15 protein-coding genes are annotated in these 17963 nt (G+C 67.9%); 10 read left to right on the forward strand and 5 right to left on the reverse strand.

Annotated features, from left to right (window positions below):
- The first annotated feature begins 41 nt into the window (after window positions 1–41).
- Both ACTX90_RS02155 and ACTX90_RS02160 read left to right on the forward strand, forming a co-directional pair.
- Window positions 42–590, forward strand: coding sequence for a DinB family protein (locus ACTX90_RS02155; protein WP_231736006.1), 549 nt, complete (start codon window positions 42–44; stop codon window positions 588–590).
- Window positions 591–678: 88 nt separating this feature from the next.
- A complete protein-coding gene (locus tag ACTX90_RS02160) occupies window positions 679–1533 on the forward strand; it encodes a hypothetical protein (protein ID WP_443442923.1) in 855 nt (284 codons plus the stop codon).
- Window positions 1534–1577: 44 nt separating this feature from the next.
- On the opposite strand, the gene moaA is transcribed toward ACTX90_RS02160, so the two are convergent.
- Window positions 1578–2618: a GTP 3',8-cyclase MoaA gene (moaA, locus tag ACTX90_RS02165; RefSeq protein ID WP_443442925.1), complete on the reverse strand. Its 1041-nt coding sequence runs from the start codon at window positions 2616–2618 to the stop codon at window positions 1578–1580.
- Between the two features lie 144 nt (window positions 2619–2762).
- Between moaA and modA the strand changes: the two genes are divergently transcribed.
- From modA to ACTX90_RS02200, 7 genes are all read left to right on the forward strand, one after another.
- A complete protein-coding gene (gene modA, locus ACTX90_RS02170; protein WP_443442927.1) occupies window positions 2763–3563 on the forward strand; it encodes a molybdate ABC transporter substrate-binding protein in 801 nt (266 codons plus the stop codon).
- Entirely contained in the window at window positions 3556–4362 is an 807-nt protein-coding gene (locus tag ACTX90_RS02175) for an ABC transporter permease (protein ID WP_443442928.1), read from the forward strand. Before modA ends, ACTX90_RS02175 begins: the two co-directional genes overlap by 8 nt.
- Before the next feature lie 13 nt (window positions 4363–4375).
- Window positions 4376–5134, forward strand: a complete 759-nt coding sequence (locus tag ACTX90_RS02180; RefSeq protein ID WP_443442930.1) for an ATP-binding cassette domain-containing protein — start codon at window positions 4376–4378, stop codon at window positions 5132–5134.
- Complete coding sequence (locus ACTX90_RS02185) at window positions 5124–6383, forward strand: molybdopterin molybdotransferase MoeA (RefSeq protein ID WP_443442932.1); 1260 nt, start codon at window positions 5124–5126, stop codon at window positions 6381–6383. Before ACTX90_RS02180 ends, ACTX90_RS02185 begins: the two co-directional genes overlap by 11 nt.
- The gene (locus tag ACTX90_RS02190; RefSeq protein ID WP_443442934.1) at window positions 6380–7246 is read left to right on the forward strand and encodes an NTP transferase domain-containing protein; all 867 of its coding nucleotides are present in this window, start codon (window positions 6380–6382) and stop codon (window positions 7244–7246) included. The genes ACTX90_RS02185 and ACTX90_RS02190 overlap by 4 nt, the downstream gene beginning before the upstream one ends.
- A gap of 272 nt (window positions 7247–7518) precedes the next feature.
- A complete protein-coding gene (locus tag ACTX90_RS02195) occupies window positions 7519–8970 on the forward strand; it encodes an HNH endonuclease (protein WP_047117989.1) in 1452 nt (483 codons plus the stop codon).
- A 463-nt stretch (window positions 8971–9433) separates the two neighbouring features.
- Window positions 9434–9631 carry a DUF3021 family protein gene (locus tag ACTX90_RS02200; RefSeq protein WP_443442936.1) on the forward strand — a complete coding sequence of 66 codons (198 nt, stop codon included), beginning with the start codon at window positions 9434–9436 and terminating at the stop codon, window positions 9629–9631.
- 68 nt (window positions 9632–9699) lie between these two features.
- Here the strand turns inward: ACTX90_RS02200 and narI are convergent, their stop codons facing one another.
- From narI to ACTX90_RS02220, 4 genes are read right to left on the reverse strand one after another with little or no spacing between them, the layout of a single operon-like run.
- Window positions 9700–10467 (reverse strand): respiratory nitrate reductase subunit gamma, encoded by a 768-nt coding sequence (narI, locus tag ACTX90_RS02205; RefSeq protein WP_443442937.1) that lies wholly within the window; start codon window positions 10465–10467, stop codon window positions 9700–9702.
- On the reverse strand, window positions 10464–11162 hold the full coding sequence (gene narJ / locus ACTX90_RS02210; protein WP_120991453.1) for a nitrate reductase molybdenum cofactor assembly chaperone: 699 nt from the start codon (window positions 11160–11162) through the stop codon (window positions 10464–10466). Before narJ ends, narI begins: the two co-directional genes overlap by 4 nt.
- Window positions 11159–12796 (reverse strand): nitrate reductase subunit beta, encoded by a 1638-nt coding sequence (gene narH, locus ACTX90_RS02215; protein WP_053797335.1) that lies wholly within the window; start codon window positions 12794–12796, stop codon window positions 11159–11161. Before narH ends, narJ begins: the two co-directional genes overlap by 4 nt.
- Window positions 12793–16512: a nitrate reductase subunit alpha gene (locus ACTX90_RS02220; protein ID WP_120991452.1), complete on the reverse strand. Its 3720-nt coding sequence runs from the start codon at window positions 16510–16512 to the stop codon at window positions 12793–12795. Before ACTX90_RS02220 ends, narH begins: the two co-directional genes overlap by 4 nt.
- Window positions 16513–16724: 212 nt before the next feature.
- Between ACTX90_RS02220 and ACTX90_RS02225 the strand changes: the two genes are divergently transcribed.
- Window positions 16725–17954: an MFS transporter gene (locus ACTX90_RS02225; RefSeq protein ID WP_053797337.1), complete on the forward strand. Its 1230-nt coding sequence runs from the start codon at window positions 16725–16727 to the stop codon at window positions 17952–17954.
- Window positions 17955–17963: the final 9 nt, after the last annotated feature.

Below are 17963 nucleotides of genomic sequence, written 5' to 3' on the forward strand. Positions count from 1 at the left end.
ATCGTGGATTTATCAGCACATCAAGAACGAGGAGCAAGACCATGAGCACCACCATGAAGGCCACCGAAACCACGCTCACCGGAGAGCGCGCCGACCTGCACCAAGCCCTGGCCAACGCCCGCCACTTCCTGCGTTTCACCGCCCAGAACCTGACCGACGAGCAGGCCACAACCCGCACCACCGTCAGCGAACTGACCCTCGGCGGATTGGTCAAGCACGTGAGCGCGGTGGAGCGCCAGTGGCAACAGTTCATGGTCAAGGGCAAGGCGGCCATGAATTGGGACGGGATGGACTTCAGCAATCCGACGCCGGAACAGTGGGAAGCCTTCGCCGTCGAATTCACCATGCAGCCCGGCGAGACACTTGAAGGGCTGCTGGAAAGCTACGCTCAGATCGCCGCAGAAACCGATGCGCTGCTGGCTGACATCGATCTGGACGCCACGCACGAGCTGCCCAAGGCCCCGTGGTTCGTGGACACCCACTGGTCCGTACGCCGCACGCTGCTGCACATCATCGCGGAGACCACCCAGCACGCCGGGCATGCGGACATCATCCGCGAGTCCCTGGACGGCCAGAAGTCCATGGGCTAAGACGGTACTTACGGTTCGGCGAGCGGACAAGGATAATTGAGCCTTATTCTGGCCATTTATGGCTGAGCCAAAGTCGCAAGGGGTCCAAATGTCCGTCCGAACCGAATCCGCCAGCGGTCTGATTTGGAACACTCAGAAGGAACAAATTCTTTTGGGCTCGGGCATCAAGAAAAAGCTGGTTCATGTTCGTGTCCGCTCGCTTCCCCAAAATGGTTATTTCATCGAGGAACTCGCTGCGGCTTGCCCCGAGGTCGGGGCCCTCACCATGGAGTTGGACGAATCCGACGCCCGCGGAACAGCCGTTGCCGACCTGTCGGGACTTGAAGCACTGGAGAATCTGGAATTCCTGAGTGCGGCGCCGCATGGCGAAGTCGTCGTCTCGGAGCGAATTGAGGTTTCGGATCTTCGACTGCGTAGGCTGTCCACCGGATATTTTCCGGGAATGACCGAGAATCTGGTGGGCGCACCGCGACTCAATGCCCTGGAAGTCGACGGCTCCACCATCGACATTTTGCTCGACGTGCGTGCGGACCTTCGGGAACTGACATTGTTCCGGACCCGAAAGTCCGACTGCCCCGCGGCGTGGAACGAAGTCTCAGGACTTCAGGAGCTGAACATCGATCAGGCAGGAACGCTCAAGGCCTACCCGCCGGAAAATGGATGGCCTCCCAGCGTCAGCATCCGCTGGGCCAAATCGGTGAAGGGCCTCGTCGAAGCGTCGCAGACTCGGCCTTTCCAACACCTGTACCTGAACGGCATCAGGCTGTTCGACGCTAGCTCCTCTCTATGGGATTTGAGGGCGGAGAGCATCTTCATCGATTTCGCAGACAAGCCGCCGAAATGGCTGGTCGAGGCTTGGCCCCACCGTCCCGCTGATTGGTCGGAGCGGTTCAAGGTCGCCTATCACCCGAGCCTTCCCGACTCGGAGGATTCGTTCAATTGACGAATTGCTTGGCGCCCGCAGCGGGCAATTTCCAAGGCACCTAGCTACCCGCCGATGTAGGACATCTCGATGCGCTTGCGGTTGCCAGGGGTGAGCGCGGCGCGCAGCTCCGAGTAGTTGTCGTCGCGCTGGCGCCAGCGACCGGTCAATGCCCGGGCCAGTTCCGCGTCATCGGCCCCGCCGCGCAGCAGCGCGCGCAGATCGAAGCCGGAGCCTGCGAACAGGCAGGTGAACATCTGCCCCTCGGCCGAGACCCGGGCCCGTGAGCAGGCCCCGCAGAACGCGTTGGTGACACTGGAGATGACGCCGATTTCCCCGCCGCCATCCGCGTAGCGCCAGCGGTTCGCGGTTTCGCCGGGTTCGGTCTTGGTCACCGGTTCCAGCGCCCAGCGCTTGTTGATCCGGGAGACCACTTCCGCCGAGGGGACCACGTCGTCGAGCTTCCAGCCGTTGGTGGTGCCCACGTCCATGTACTCGATGAAGCGCAGGATCTGCCCGGTGCCGCGGAAGTGCTCGGCCAGGGACAGGAGCTCGTCGTCGTTGACCCCGCGCTTGACCACAGTATTGATCTTGACCGGGCCCAGCCCCACCTGGCTGGCGACCTCGATGGCGTGCAGCACCCGGGAGACCGGGAAGTTCACGTCGTTGATCGACTTGAAACGGGCGTCGTCCAGCGAGTCCAGCGAGATTGTCACGCGGCGCAGCCCCGCGTCCTTGAGCTGCTGCGCCATCACCGGCAGCGCGGAGCCGTTGGTGGTCATCGCCAGGTCCACCGGCTTGCCGTCCGGGGTCGCCAGCTTCGAAAGCATGCCCACCAGGTCGACGATGCCGCGGCGCAGCAGCGGCTCGCCGCCGGTCAGCCGCAGCTTGTGCACCCCCAGGGACACCGCCACGCGGGCGAGGCGTTCGATCTCCTCGAAGCTGAGCAGCTCGGAGCGCTCGCGGAAGGCGAAGTCGCGCCCGAAGATCTCCTTGGGCATGCAGTACACGCAGCGGAAGTTGCAGCGGTCGGTGACCGAGATCCGCAGGTCGTGCAGCGGCCGGGAGCGTGCGTCGAGCAGCGCTGCCGCAGGTTGTGCCTTCATCCTCCCAGCGTAGCCCCTTGCCCGGCCGCTGCGAAGAGGCGCGAAAGTTCCAGCTCACCGGCGGTCACCTTGCTCCCGTCAGCGGCCTTGGCGGTTGTAGCATGGCAGGCAGGAGAGAACCGTCCGCCACTTCTAAGGAACCCCATGCGCCTTTCGCCGCCCGCCGCACTTCGCGCCCTCGCCCTGCTGGCCGCCGGGACCCTGGCGCTGGCCGGATGCGCGGGCCAGCCGGGCTCCCAGGATGGCGACGCAGTGGCCACCGCGGCGCCCACCAGCACGCTGACCATCTCCGCCGCCGCCTCGCTGCAGCGCTCCTTCGACGAGATCGTCAAGGAGTTCACCACCGCGCACCCCGAGACCGCGATCTCCACCATCGCCTACGACGGCTCCTCCACGCTGGCCACCCAGATCGTCGAGGGCGCCCCGGTGGACGTGTTCGCCTCGGCCGACGAGAAGAACATGGCAGTGGTGACCGACGCCGGCCTGGGCGGCGACCCGGTCATCTTCGCGACCAACACCCTGGTCATCGCGGTGCCGAAGGGCAACCCGGGCAAGGTCAAGTCCCTGGCGGACCTGGCCGGGGCGACCACCGTGCTGTGCGCCCCGCAGGTGCCGTGCGGCTCGGCCTCCGCCACGCTGCTGCAGAACCAGGGGGTTGAGGTGAAGGCCGCGAGCCAGGAGCAGAACGTCACCGCGGTGCTGCAGAAGGTCATCGCCGGGGAGGCGGACGCGGGCCTGGTCTACGCCACCGACGTGGCCGGCGAGGATGCAGTGGAATCCATCGTGCCCGCGGGAGCCGAGCAGGTCGTGAACTCCTACCCGATCACCGCGCTGGGCGAGCAGCCCGGCGCCCAGGACTTCGTGGACTTCGTGCTGGGCCCCGAGGGCCAGCAGATCCTCAAGGACCACGGTTTCGGCAGCGCCTCGGCGGGCGCCGATGGCTAGCGACACCGGGGTGCGCGCTCCGGGGCTGGCCATCGCCCCGGCGCTGCTGGGCATCGCCCTGCTGGTCATGCCGCTGGTGGCGCTGGTGGCCCGCGCCGGCTGGGACACTTTCCTCACCGACGTGACCAGCCCCGCCGCGCTGGACGCGCTGTGGCTTTCCCTGCGCACCGGCGCCGCGGCCACCGCCGCGTGCGTGCTGCTGGGGGTGCCGCTGGCGGTGCTCATGGCCCGCAGCGGCCCGAAGCTCGCCCAGCTGCTGCGTGCCCTGGTGGCGGTGCCGCTGGTGCTGCCGCCGATGGTCGGGGGCGTGGCGCTGCTGTTCCTGTTCGGGCGCACCAGCCCCATCGGGCAGTTCATCGACTCCGTCTGGGGGTTCACGCTGCCGTTTTCCACCGCCGCGGTGGTGATCGCGCAGAGCTTCGTCGCGCTGCCCTTCCTGGTGCTCTCGGTGGAGGGCTCGCTGCGCTCGCTGGGCACCGGGTACGAGCAGGCCGCCGCGACCCTGGGCGCCGGGCGGTGGATGGTGCTCACCCGCATCACCCTGCCGCTGGCCGCCCCGGGCCTGGTCGCCGGGGTGATCCTGTGCTTCGCGCGGGCCATCGGCGAATTCGGCGCGACCGCGCTGTTCGCGGGCAACGCGCCGGGCATCACCCAGACCATGCCGCTGGCCATCTACACCGCGTTCAACGGGGCCGGCGACGGGCGCGACGCCGCCGTGGCGCTGTCCCTGCTGCTGCTTGGCGCCGCCGTGCTGGTGCTGGTCTGCGTGCGCGCCTGGCGGCCAGGAGCCCTTAAATGAACGGGGCGCTGAAATGACGCTCACCGCCCGGCTGGAGATCCCGCGCACCGGCTTCACCGTGCGCGCCGAATTCACCGTGGAGTCCGGTCAGGTGCTGGCGCTCATGGGTCCCAGCGGCGCCGGCAAGTCGACGATCGTGCACGCGCTGGCAGGCATCCAGAAGCTGGGCGCCGGGCGGATCGAGCTGGACGGCGCGGTGCTGGCCGACGCCCGCACCCACGTGCCCCCGCACCGCCGGCAGATCGGCCTGCTGGGGCAGGACCCGCACCTGTTCCCGCACCTTGACGCGGCGAAGAACATCGCCTTCGGGGCGCGCGCCGGCGGCATGGACAAGGCCGCCGCCGCCCGCGAGGCGGCCCGCTGGCTGCACCGCCTGGGCCTGGGGGAGATCGCCGGGCAGCGCCCCGCCGCCCTGTCCGGGGGCCAGCGCCAGCGCATCGCCCTGGCCCGCGCGCTGGCCGCCGAGCCGCGGGTGCTGCTGATCGACGAGCCTTTCGCCTCGCTGGACGTGGAAGCCGCCGTGGACATGCGCCTGCTGGTGCGCGAACAGCTGCAGCGCACCGGCATCAGAGCGGTCATCGTCTCCCACGCCGCAGCCGACGCCCAGGCGCTCGCCGACCAGCTGCTGGTGCTCGAACGCGGGGCCGCCACCCACCACGGGCCGGTGGCGCAGGTCTTCGCCGCGCCGGCCACCCGCTTCATGCGCGCCGTCGTCGCCACGCTGCCAGCCGGCGCCCCCGCACAGCTCAAGGAGGCCATCGATGGCGCCTGATTCCCGTTCCGGCGCAGGCCCAGGCGCCGCCCCGGTCCCGCCCGAAGAGCACCTGCGCGCGGTGCTCCAGCTGGTCCGCCCGCTGCCGCCGGTGCAGCTCTCGTTGGCCGAGCCGGGGGACTTCGCCGCCCTGCACGGGGCCGTGCTGGCGCAGGATGTCGCCGCCGCGCACCCGCTGCCGTTGTGGGAGAACTCCGCGATGGACGGCTACGCGGTGCGCGCCGCGGACACCGCGCAGGCCCCGGTGGACCTCCAGGTGCTCGGCGTGGTGCCGGCCGGCAGCGGGGCCGACCCGGTGCTGGGTCCCGGGCAGACCGTGCGCATCATGACCGGCGCCCCGCTGCCCAGCAGCGCGGATGCGGTGGTGCGCGTGGAGGACACCAGCGGCTTCCACCCCGGCACGGTGCGCATCAACACCGCCGTGCAGCCCGGGCGCGACGTGCGCCGGGCGGGGGAGGACCGCGCCGCCGGCGCCCCGGTCGCGCTGGCCGGGGAACCGTTGACCGCCGCCCGGCTCTCCGCGCTGGCCGCCGCCGGGGCCGCAGCCCTGCTGGTGCGCCCCGCCCCGAAGATCGCGGTGCTGGTCACCGGCGCGGAACTGCGCACCCCGGGCAGCGCGCTGTCCCGCGGGCAGATCCCGGAGTCCAACTCGCTGCTGCTGGCAGGCCTGCTGGCCGAATCCGGGCTGCCGGCGGCCACCGTCGAGCACTGCCCCGACGATCCCGGGCTGGTCCGCCAGCGGCTGGACGCGCTGGGCGCGCAGCATGACGCGGTGATCTCCACCGGCGGGGTGGGCCCGGGCGAATACGACGTCATGCGCCAGGTCCTCGAGCAGGAGCCTGAGGTGCGCGCGGTGCGCCTGGCCCTGCGCCCCGGAGCCCCGCAGTGCGTGGGCCGGCTGCGCGCCGGCGCGTTGGTGTTCGCGCTGCCCGGCAACCCGGTCAGCGCCGCGGTCGGCTTCGAGCTGTTCGTCCGCCCCGCCCTGCGCGCCCTGCAGGGCCATGCCTCCCCGCGCCGCCCGGTGCTGCGCAGCACCGTGCTGCGTGGCTGGAAATCCCCGCCGGGCCGGCTGCAGGCGCTGCCGGTGGTGTTCGACGAGCACGGCGGCTGCGCCCCGGCCGTGGACGCCGCCAGCATCTCCCACTCGGTCGGCGGCTTCGGCGCCGCGCAGGGCTACGCGCTGATCGGCCCGGACACCTCCCAGGTCCGCCCGGGCGACACCGTCGACGTGCTCAGGCTGCAGCCGTGAGCGCCGGGCAGTTCCAGGCGCTGGTGCTGGCCGGCGGGCGCGGCTCCCGGCTGGGCGGGGCCGACAAGGCAGGGCTGCTGCTGCACGGGCGCCGGCTGGTGGACCGCGCGGTGGACGCCGCCCGCCGCGCCGGCGCCTCGCGCGTGGTGGTCATCGGCCCGGACACCGCCGGCACCCTGGCCGACGCGGTGCTGCGCGAGGACCCGCCCTTTTCCGGACCGCTGGCGGCCATCGCCGCCGGCCTGCCCGAGCTCACCGCGCCGTGGACCATGGTGCTGGCCTGCGACCTACAGCGCCCGGCCGCAGTGGCCTCCGCGTTGGCCGCCGCGCACGCCGCCGCCCTGGCGGAAGGCTCGGCCGGCGACGGCGCGCTGCTGCGCGATGCGGACGGCCGCATCCAGTGGCTCGCCGGGATCTACCGCACCCAGGCCCTGCGCACGGCCTGCACCGCCCTGGGGGACGGGGTCGCCAACGCGCCGGTGCGCCGGGTGCTGGGCGAACTGGACCTGCAGCAGCTGCCGGTGGACAACGACACCAGCAGCGACATCGATACCCCGCAGGCGCTGGAGCGCGCCCGCCAGAAGGAGAGGAACACTATGGGACAGTACCTGCCGCCCGAGGCCCTGGAGGCCTGGCTGACCGCGGCCGCCGCGGAGCTGGAGCTCGACGCCTCCGCCGTGGACATCGCCACCGTGCTCGACGCCGCCAAGCACGTCGCCCACGAGGTCGCCCGTCCGGCCGCCCCGCTGAGCACCTTCCTGCTCGGTCTGGCCGTCGGCAGCGGCAAGGGTGATCTCGCCGGGCTCTCCGCCCAGCTCATCGAGCGCGCGCACCGTTGGGCCGACGAGCACCCCGACGAATAAGCCCACCCAGTCAACCTGCTTTTCTGTGGATGGCCGGCATTGGACGATTGGCATTGAACGCACTCCGGCACCGGGCTGCTTTTGCACCGCGGGGTCGGAGGGCGTTTGCTGTTGCCCGGGTGGTTGTCCACATCCCGCCACCAACCGCCCCCACACCCAGCCTCATCAACCTACACTATGTCCCAACTTTCGAACCACACCTATAACATGCGGGGCGCTTTCAGGTCAAAATAAGTCTTCACATTCCCGTTATTCCGTCATATAATGGAGGTATGTTCGACTCATACGAAGCAGAGGAAGACTACTTCGAAGTCACTCCCTGGAAAGCCGGGACCTTCGAACAAAACCCCTGTCTGGACCCCTGGGATGCCACCTTCATCAACACCGCCCTGGGCTCTACCGACCCCGCTCTGCAGCTGCGGGTGCTGGAACAATGCGAACGGTTCAAATCCTTCTACGCCTCCATCCAGGCCCGCGCCGCCGCCCGCCTGGACTCCCTGACCGGCACCACCCCCGAGCACCACCCGTTGAGCGTCGAACGCGGCACCGCCCACGCCATTGCCCTGGCCCGCCACCAAACACCCCAAGGCTCCTTGGTCTACCTGCGTCGTATGCGCAACCTCATCCCCGACATGCCCTACCTTTTCTCGCGCTTCGAACATGGCCACCTCGGCGAAGAGATGATTCTGGCCATCATGACCCCCTTGGACGATTCCACCACCGCCGAGCGCCGCGAATTCGACCGCTTCTACGAGCAGCACCCCGACCTGTTCGACGGCGCCAGCACCACCCAAGCCAAGGACACCGCCCAAAAAGCGGTCGATCTCATGCGCGAAACCCCACGCACCGAAGAGATCGAACACGCCACCGCCGAACGCTACGTGCGCATCCGCAAGGGTAAGGACTGCATGCACATTAACGGGAAAGTCTCTCCTGAGATCGGGTTGGCCCTGGAGGACTTCCTCACCCGCGAAGTCGACAAGGCCCTGGCTGCCGGCGACCCCCGCTCGCGCAGTCAACTACGCGCCGATTTGTTCACCCGCGCCATCACCGGCCACAAACTCGATGAACCCCTGCCGGTCACCTTGCACGTGAACCTGGTCATGACCGACCGGGCCCTGTTCATGCGCACCCCAGACACCGCCAGCCTGCCCGGCTACGGCAGCATTCCGGCCGAATACGCCCGCCAGCTCATCGCCGACATTAAAGCCTCCTTCGGTGCCACCCCGCCCCAGCACATCCAGGAGAACTTCTCCGCCCGCGTGCACGCCTACCCGATGTTCCGTCGCCTGTTCATGGCCCCCAACTCCCAGGACCTGGTCACCATGGACTCCCACGAACGCAGCTACCGCGGCCAGCTGCGCCACCTGATCCAGCTGCGCGACCAGTTCTGCCGCACCCCCTACTGCACCAACAAGCCCGAACACCTGGACCACGTCCGCCAAGCCGCCAGGGGTGGGCGCACCAGCTTCGGCAACGGCGCCTTCAAATGCGCCAGCTGCAACCTCGCCAAGGAAGCGCCCGGCTGGGAAGAAGAAGTCGAATCCAGTGCCCCGCACCGCATCCGCATCCGCCCCACCTCCGGCGTCGAATACGTTTCCTCCAGCCCGCCGACCACCGGAATGGGACGGCTGAACCGCATGTTCTACGACGGGGAACACCTCATCCCGCCGGTCCCGGTGAAATACCCGCCACCCGATCCCGACGGCATCACCATCTACTAACCCACCACCAACCCGCCACGCTGGCATGACGGCATGGACGCTATGCCCTGTGGGCAGGCCCCTACCCCCTATTCCGGGGCTGGAGCCTGCCCACCACGCGCGCGTGCGAAAAACGGCCACTCGAATTCGCAGTACAGCAAATGCCGCCGTCTGAGGATGACGCGGTGGTCCGGTGGATCCATCACACACAGATGGATCGCACCGAAGCGAGATCCTCAAATTCGTAGAATAAATTTCCCTGGTGTCCTAGGCTGGAGCCATGGAGCCATGGAGCCATGGAGCCATTACGCCTCAGCCTTGCAGGTATCACGCTTATCGTCATGGCAACAATAGGGGTGGCTCTACTTCTCCAAGGAGATGCCGCAAATGCCCGGAGCACCTTCGCCCTCGGCATGATCGTGGGGCCGTCAGCGGCGCGTCGACGGTCTACCAAGTCAAGGCGTGGAAGCTCCAGACGCAGTCAGTGATCCATTTCGGGATCATGTTGGTCACGGTGCTACTCGCGATGTATCTCAGCGGCTGGTTCGCCTTGGGCAACGCCATGGACTATCTGCAGGTGCTCGGCATATTCCTCATGGTCGGCGTGGCCTTGTGGCTTCTGTTCTATCTGATTTTCGGGGAGCTTCAGCCCAGGTTCTCCTTCAAGCAGGTGAGCAGCTGATCCACAGCGTTTTAGGCATTTGTGCCGGTTCCACCAGAGTAGTGGAACCGGCACAAATGCTTATACGGTTATCGACTGCGCCGTCCGCGATTGTTCGGAGGAGTCGTGATCGGATCCCAGCCGCGGCGTACCGGGCGGGCGCCGGCACCCCGGGACTCATCCCGCGAACGGTAGACGATGTACGGGCGGAACAGGTACGGGATCGGCGCCGAGAACACGTGGACCAGACGGGTGAATGGCCACAACGCGAACAACAGGCATGCGGTGATCACGTGGAGCTGGAAGAAGATCGGAACCTGCTCCATCATTTCCGGGTGGGGCTGGAAGATGATCATCTGCCGAATCCACGGGGAGATCGACTCGCGGTAGGAGTAGCCCGCCCCGAAGACCTGGTACACCAGCGTGGCTAAGGTGCCGAAGAACAGCGTGGCCCCTAGGAACACGTACATGATCTTGTCCATCGGGGTCGTTGCCAGGAAGACCGGGCCGACCGTGCGGCGGCGGTAGATCAGGATCGCCAAGCCGGCCAGCGTCAGGATGGCAGCCGCGGTGCCGAGCCATGTCGCGCCCAGATGGTACATGTGCTCGCCGATGCCGATGGCGTACAGCCATTCGCGCGGGATCAGCAGGCCGACCACGTGGCCGGCGATCACCATCAGGATGCCCAGATGGAACATCGGCGAACCCCAGCGCAGCAGCCGGCTTTCGTAGGTCTGGCTGGAACGGGTGGTCCAGCCGAACTTGTCGAAGCGGTAGCGCCAGATGTGCCCGACGATGAAGACCACGGCGCAGGCGTAGGGAAGCACTACCCACAGCAGAAGCGATCCGGTACTCACGGGTTCCCCCTAGGACTGAACGGTGGAAGGTTTCCAAGGAATGAAAGGCCCACGGTTTCGGTGGGAGGCCCTTCGCTGACCAGCGCCAGCACCCGCTCCTGGGTGGCTGCGTCGACCGGAGGCAGGGACAAAGTGATGGTGCGGACCAGCGGTGCCCAGATGCTGCCAGTCGCTTCCAGCGCGGCGCGCAGCACCTCGATGCCCTCCACATGGGCGGCCAGCAGGGCCTCGGCGATCTCGTCTTCGCTGCGCGCGGAGAATTCCAGCACCGCGGGCAGGTAGTCCGGCAACTCCTCGGCCTCGAAGTCCCAGCCGGCGGCCCGGTACGCCTCGATGAAGGTGACCAACGCGGTGCCGCGCTTGCGGGTGTCCCCGGTAGCGAAGTAGCTCAGGTACAAGCTGCACTTGCGCTTCAAGTCGAAGGTGTCCACGTAGTCGCGCTGCAGCTGCCCGGCCCCGGTCTGCCGGGCGGCGTCGATGAACCCGGCGAAGAGGCCGGCGATCTGCGGGGGAACCCGGACCAGATGGGACTCGAGCTCGTCGAGCCGGGCGAACCAGGCCTCGTCCGGGTAGTCCAGCAGCAACGAGGCCAGCATGTGCACCCTGGAGCGCTCGGAGCGGTTCATCCTCACCGGCTCCAGCCGCCCGGGCAGCGGGCGGGTGGGGGTCGCCCGGTTGAATAGCCGCGGAATCATTTTTTCTCCTCAGGCGGGAACAATCCCTCGGGTTTGCCGTTGCCGTCCCAGTTCAGCAGGTTCACGCGCCCCGGACTGGATGGCCGGTCCGCTGTCTGCCGGTTCTTCAGCGAGTGGAAGTTCTCCACCGCCACCGGGACCGAGGCGCCGGAAGAGGAGCCGAATGGTCCGGCGCCGCCCATGCCAGGGCCGTCCTCGAAGTCCAGCGAGCAGCCCATTTCCTCCAAGTCGTGGGCCTGCTCGGCGTGTGCGGCCGGGATGACGTAGCGTTCCTCGTACTTCGCGATGGCCAGCAGCCGGTACATCTCTTCCATCTGCGCGCCGCTCATGCCCACCGCGTTCGCGATGGACTCCTCGCGCGTATCGTGCAACGAGATGCCGCGCATGTAGGAGCGCATGGCCGCCAGCTTGCGCAGCGACAGTTCCACCGGCGCCGGATCCCCGGCAGCGAACAGCTCCGCCAGGTAGCCCACCGGGATGCGCAGCTTGTCGATCGCGGCGAACAGGTTGTTCACGTCCTCGCCGTCGTTGCCGGTGTTGGTGACCACGTCCACCACCGGGGAGAGCGGCGGGATGTACCAGACCATCGGCATGGTGCGGTATTCCGGGTGCAGCGGCAGCGCGACCTCGTAGTCGCGGATCAGCCGCCAGATGGGGCTGGCCTGCGCGGCGGCGATCCAGTCCTCCGGAATGCCCTCGGCGCGGGCGGCCTCGATGACCGCCGGGTCGTTCGGGTCCAGCAGCACGTTGCGCTGGGCGTCGAGCAGCTGGTGCTCGTCCTCCACGCTGGCTGCCGCGGCCACCGCGTCCGCGTCGTAGAGCACCAGGCCCAGGTAGCGCAGCCGTCCCACGCAGGTTTCGGCGCAGACCGTGGGCAGGCCGACCTCGATGCGCGGGTAGCACAGCGTGCACTTCTCGGCCTTGCCGGTGCGGTGGTTGAAGTAGACCTTCTTGTACGGGCAGCCCGAGACGCACATGCGCCAGCCGCGGCAGGCGTCCTGGTCCACAAGCACGATCCCGTCCTCCGCGCGTTTGTACATCGCGCCCGAGGGGCAGGAAGCCACGCAGGAGGGGTTCAGGCAATGCTCGCAGATGCGCGGCAGGTAGAACATGAAGGCCTTCTCGTACTCGGCCTTCACCTCCTCGCTCATCTTGGCCAGCAGCGGGTCCTGGTCCATGGTCTCCAGCGAGCCGCCCAGGTTGTCGTCCCAGTTCGCGGACCAGGAGATCTTCATGTCCTTTCCAGTCAGCAGCGACTTCGGGGTGGCCACCGGGGTGTGCTCGCCGGAAGGCGAGTTCAGCAGCATGTCGTAGTCGTAGGTCCACGGCTCGTAGTAGTCGTGGATCTCGGGCAGCTTCGGGTTGGAGAAGATGCGCGAGAGCTTGTGCAGGCGCCCGCCGTCGCGCAGCCTCAGCCGACCGCGCTTGTTCAGCGTCCAGCCGCCGCGCCACTTGCCCTGGTCCTCATAGGTGCGCGGGTAGCCGACGCCGGGCCGGGTTTCCACGTTGTTGAACCACACGTACTCCACCCCGGACCGGTTGGTCCAGGCCTGCTTGCAGGTCACCGAGCAGGTGTGGCAGCCGATGCACTTGTCCAGGTTCATCACCATGGACATCTGGGCCATGACCTTCATCGGTACTGCACCTCCTGGTTGCGGCGGCGGATCGTGGTGACCTCGTCGCGCTGGTTTCCGGTGGGGCCGAGGTAGTTGAACGCCCAGGCCAGCTGCCCATAGCCGCCGATCAGGTGGCTGGGCTTCATGAGGATGCGGGTCAGCGAGTTGTGGATGCCGCCGCGTTTGCCGCTGGTTTCCGCGATCGGCACATCCACAGTGCGGTCCTTCGCGTGGTACATGTACACCGTGCCCTCGGGCATGCGATGCGAGACGATCGCGCGGGCGACCACCACGCCGTTGCGGTTGTAGGACTCGATCCACTCGTTGTCCCTCACTCCGATCTTCGCCGCGTCCTGCGGGGACATCCAGATGGTGGGGCCGCCGCGGGAGAGCGAGAGCATGAACAGGTTGTCCTGGTACTCGGAGTGGATGGACCACTTGGAGTGCGGGGTCAGGTAGCGCACCGCGACCTCGGCGTTGCCGGACTGGTGCGAGCCGACCTCGCCCAGCCGCGCGTCGCCGAACAGCCGGTGCATGTCCAGCGGCGGCCGGTAGATCGGCAGCGTCTCGCCCAGCTCCTGCATCCAGTCGTGGTCCAGATAGAAGTGCATGCGCCCGGTGAGCGTGTGGAAGGGCTTGAGGTGCTCGACGTTGATCGCGAACGCCGTGTAGCGCCGACCGCCGTGCTCCGAGCCTGACCACTCCGGGGAGGTGATGACGCTGCGCGGCTGCACCTGCACGTCCTTGAAGGAGATGCGCGAGCCCTCGTGCTCCTCGGAGAGGAACGCCATCTGCTGCCCGGTGTGCTCTTCCAGCTGCTTGAAGCCTGCAGTGGCCAGCCGTCCGTTGGAGGTTCCGGAGAAGGCAAGGATCATCTCGCAGGCCTTCTGGTCGGTGTCCAGCTTGACCGCGCCCTCGGCTGTGGCCCCGTTCAGGCTTCGCAGCGTCTCGATCTCCGGGGCGACCTGGTACTTCACTCCCTTGGTGACCATGCCGAGTTTCCCGGTCAGCGGTCCCAGGGTGCTCCAGCGCTCGTAGAGGTTCGGGTAGTCGCGCTCCACGACCGCCAGCTTGGGCATGGTCAGCCCCGGCACCCGCGGCGCATCCTGCGGCACCTGGCCCTTAACGGTGGCCATGGCATCCGGGGTGTCGTGCTGCAGCGGGGTCGCGACCAGGTCCTTGCGCTTGCCCAGGTGGGTCGCGGCGAACTGCCCGAAGCGCTTGGCCATCTGGCCGAACAGCTCGAAGTCGGTTTTCGTCTGCCACGGCGGGGCGATCGCCGGGTTGAAGGAGTGGATGAACGGGTGCATGTCGGTGGAGGACAGGTCGTACTTCTCGTACCAGGTGGCGGCCGGGAAGACCAGGTCGGAGAACAGCGTGGTGCTGGTCATGCGGAAATCCGCGGTGGCCAGCAGGTCGAGCTTGCCCTCCGGCGCCGCCTCGTGCCAGGCCATGTCCACCGGGCGCGAGCCTTCCGGGGTTTCCGGGGCGCGCACCGAGGCGTCGGTGCCCAGCAGGTGCTTGAGGAAGTACTCGTTGCCCTTGCCGGAGGAGCCCAGGATGTTCGCGCGCCAGATGAGCACCACCCGCGGGAAATTCTGCGGGGAGTCCGGGTCCTCGCAGGCAAAGGCCAGCGAGCCGTCATTCAGCGAGTCCACCACGTGGGCCGCGGGCTCCTTGCCCGCCGCCTCCGCCTCGTCCACCAGGTCCAGCGGATTGCGGTTGAACGTCGGGTAGTCGGGCATCCAGCCGCGCTTGATCGATTCGACCAGGCAGTCGGCGGTGGTGCGGCCGTCGAACTTGCCGGTGGCCAGCGGGGAAGCCAGCGAAGTGGCCGGCAGCCCGTCGTAGCGCCACTGGTCGGTGGCCAAATACCAGAAGGCGGTGCCGATGGTGTGCCGCGGCGGGCGGCCCCAGTCGCCGGCGGCCGCGTACTGCTGGTAGCCGGTGATAGGGCGGACCTTCTCCTGCCCGACGTAGTGCGCCCAGCCGCCGCCGTTCACGCCCTGGGTGCCGGTCATCATGGTCAGCGCCAGAAAGGTGCGGTAGATGGTGTCCGAGTGGAACCAGTGGTTGGTGCCCGCGCCCATCAGGATCATTGAGCGGCCCCCGGACTTCTGGGCGGTGTCGGCGAACTCGCGGGCGATGCGGATCGCCTGCTGCGGCGGGACCCCGGTGTGTTCCTCCTGCCAGGCCGGCGTGCCGACGGTGGAGGCGTCCATGAAGCCCCTCGGCCAGTCGCCGGGCAGCGAATCGCGCCCCACGCCGTACTGGGCGAGCATCAGATCGAATACCGTGGTCAGCTGCTTGCCGGCGATCCTCACCACCGGCACGCCACGAGAGAGCACCCCGGATCCGCCGGCATGCTCCTGCCCGGCCTCGGGGGCAAGGTCGAAGCGCGGCAGGCTGATCGCCGCCGCCTGCCCGTCCCAGCTGTCCAGGTCCATGACCGAGAGCATGGGAGTGATGTCTCCCAGATCCAGGTTCCACTGGCCCTTGTCCGCGCCGGAGAAGCGGTGGCCCAAGGTGCCGCGCGGGACGCGGGCGGTGCCGCTCGCATCCAGCAGGGCGGGCTTGAATGCCGCGTTCTCCTCCTGCTCCAGGCCCAGGTCCGCGGCGGTTAGGAACTTGCCGGGCACCGGGGTGCCGGTGGCGCTGTCGATTTCCACCAGGAACGGAGAGTCGGTGTAGCGGCGCATGTAGTCCTCGAAGGGCGCGGTGCGCTTCTCGACGTAGTGCTCCTTGAGGATCACGTGACCCATGGCCATGCCCAGCGCCGCGTCGGTGCCCGGCTGCAGTGCGACCCACTCGTCGGCGAACTTGGTGTTGTCGGTGTAGTCGGGGGAGACGGTGACGACTTTCTGCCCGCGGTAGCGCGCCTCGGCCATGAAGTGGGCGTCGGGGGTGCGCGTGACCGGGACGTTCGAGCCCCACATGATCAGGTACTGCGCATTCCACCAGTCGGCCGATTCAGGCACGTCGGTCTGGTCGCCGAACACCTGCGGGCTGGCCACCGGGAGGTCGGCGTACCAGTCGTAGAAGGAGAGCATGGTGCCGCCGATGAGGTTCAGGTACCTGGAGCCGGCGCCGTGCGAGACCATGGACATCGCCGGGATCGGGGAGAACCCGGCGATCCGGTCCGGGCCGTATGTCTTGACCGAGTAGACCTGGGCGGCCGCGGCGATTTCCAGCGCCTCGTCCCAGGTGGTGCGGATCAGCCCGCCCTTGCCGCGGGCCTTCTTGTAGCTCCTGGCCTTGGCCGGGTCCTCGACGATCGAGGCCCAGGCCTCCACCGGGTCGGGGTGCGCGGCCTTGGCCTCGCGGTACAGCTTGGCGAGCACGTCGCGGATGTACGGATAGCGGACCCGGGTGGGGGAGTAGGTGTACCAGCTGAACGCCGCGCCGCGCGGGCAGCCGCGGGGTTCGTATTCGGGGGAGTCCGGGCCGACGGAAGGGTAGTCGGTCTGCTGGGTTTCCCAGGTGATGATGCCGTCCTTGACGTACACCTTCCAGGAGCAGGACCCGGTGCAGTTCACCCCGTGGGTGGAGCGGACCACCTTGTCGTGAGACCATCGGTCGCGGTAGAAGACGTCGCCTTGGCGCCCTCCGGAAAGGAACATTGCTCGCAGGTCTTCACTGGTATCGCCGCGGCGCAGGAATCTGCCCATGGAAAGCAGCGAATCAGCGAGAGGGCCATCAGTGGCCGGCGGTGTGCGGTGTGGCCGATCTGTCATGGCTGGGTCTCCCTAACTGTGACTCGTACCACCAGCTTCGTCCTAAAGTTCGAGAGTTTCAAGGGGTGGGGTTCTAAAAGGTGTAGATCGAGTACCCGGTGTTCACTGGCGCGAATTTAGTCCCGGACTCTGGCGCGGGGCTGGATCTGCGTTTAGGGTGCTCAATAGAAGCTGTGTGAAAACTCTGTAACTTTGCCCCGTGGAGGGTTGAAATGAGCACGAATTCCGCACCGTCATCGGCGACCGCCCAGCCCGAGCTGCGCGGCCAATTTCCGCAGGTTCTGCTGGCCACCCTGGCCAGCGCCGTCGGCTTCTGGGCATGGATGCTGATCGCCCCGATCCAGAAGTACTACTCCGAAGGCATGAACCTTTCCGAGGGCCAGATCTCCCTCATGCTGGCCACTCCCGTGCTGGTCGGAGCGCTCGGGCGCATCGTCACCGGAGCGCTGACCGACCGCTTCGGGGCGCGCAAGATGTTCACCGTGGTGCTGCTGGCGTCGGTGCCGGCCGTGCTGCTCGTGGCGCTCGCCGGAACGATCGGAAGCTTCGTGCTGCTGATCGTCGCAGGCACCCTGCTGGGCATCGCCGGCACCATCTTCGCGGTGGGCGTCCCGTTCTCCAGCGCCTGGTACGAGCCGAAGCGGCGCGGCTTCGCCAACGGCGTGTTCGGCATGGGCATGATCGGCACCGCGGTCTCCGCGTTCTTCACCCCACGGCTGCTCAGCGGCTTGGGCTACTTCGGCACCCACCTGTTCATCGCCGGGCTACTGGTGGCCATGGCCGCGCTGGTGTGGTTCTTCCTGCGCGAGTCCCCGGCCTGGACGCCGAACGCCCAGCCGCTGGTCCCCAAGGTGATGGGAGCGCTGAAACTGCCGATCACCTGGCAGATGTCCTTCCTCTACGGCATAGTCTTCGGCGGGTTCGTGGCCTTCTCCACCTTCCTGCCCAAGTACCTGACCACCATCTATCCCGACCAGGTGGACCCGGTGGGCGCCGGCACGCGCACCGCGCTGTTCGCGGTGGCCGCGGTCATCGCCCGTCCGATCGGCGGCGTGCTAGCGGACAAGTTCGGGCCGAAGGTCATTGCGCTGATCTCGCTGGCCGGCATCGTGTCGCTGGCCTACATCGTGGGCCAGCAGCCGGAGGAAGGCATCCTCACCGGAACCGTGTTCATCCTGATGGCTTCCGCCATGGGTCTGGGCATGGGCGCGGTGTTCGCCTGGATCGGCCCGTCCACCCCGCCGGAGAAGGTCGGAGCGGTCTCCGGCGTGGTCGCGGCCGCCGGCGGCCTGGGCGGCTACTTCCCGCCGCTGGCCATGGGCGCGACCTACCATGCAGAAACCAACTCCTACGCGCTGGGCCTCTGGCTGCTGGTGCTGGTCGGCACCTTCGCGCTGGTGGTCGCCGGAATGCTGCGCGGCTCCCGGGACAAGGCCGCGTAGCAGGCTGGA

Origin of the sequence: Glutamicibacter soli, assembly GCF_052322135.1 — a bacterium.
Classification (GTDB): domain Bacteria; phylum Actinomycetota; class Actinomycetes; order Actinomycetales; family Micrococcaceae; genus Glutamicibacter; species Glutamicibacter soli.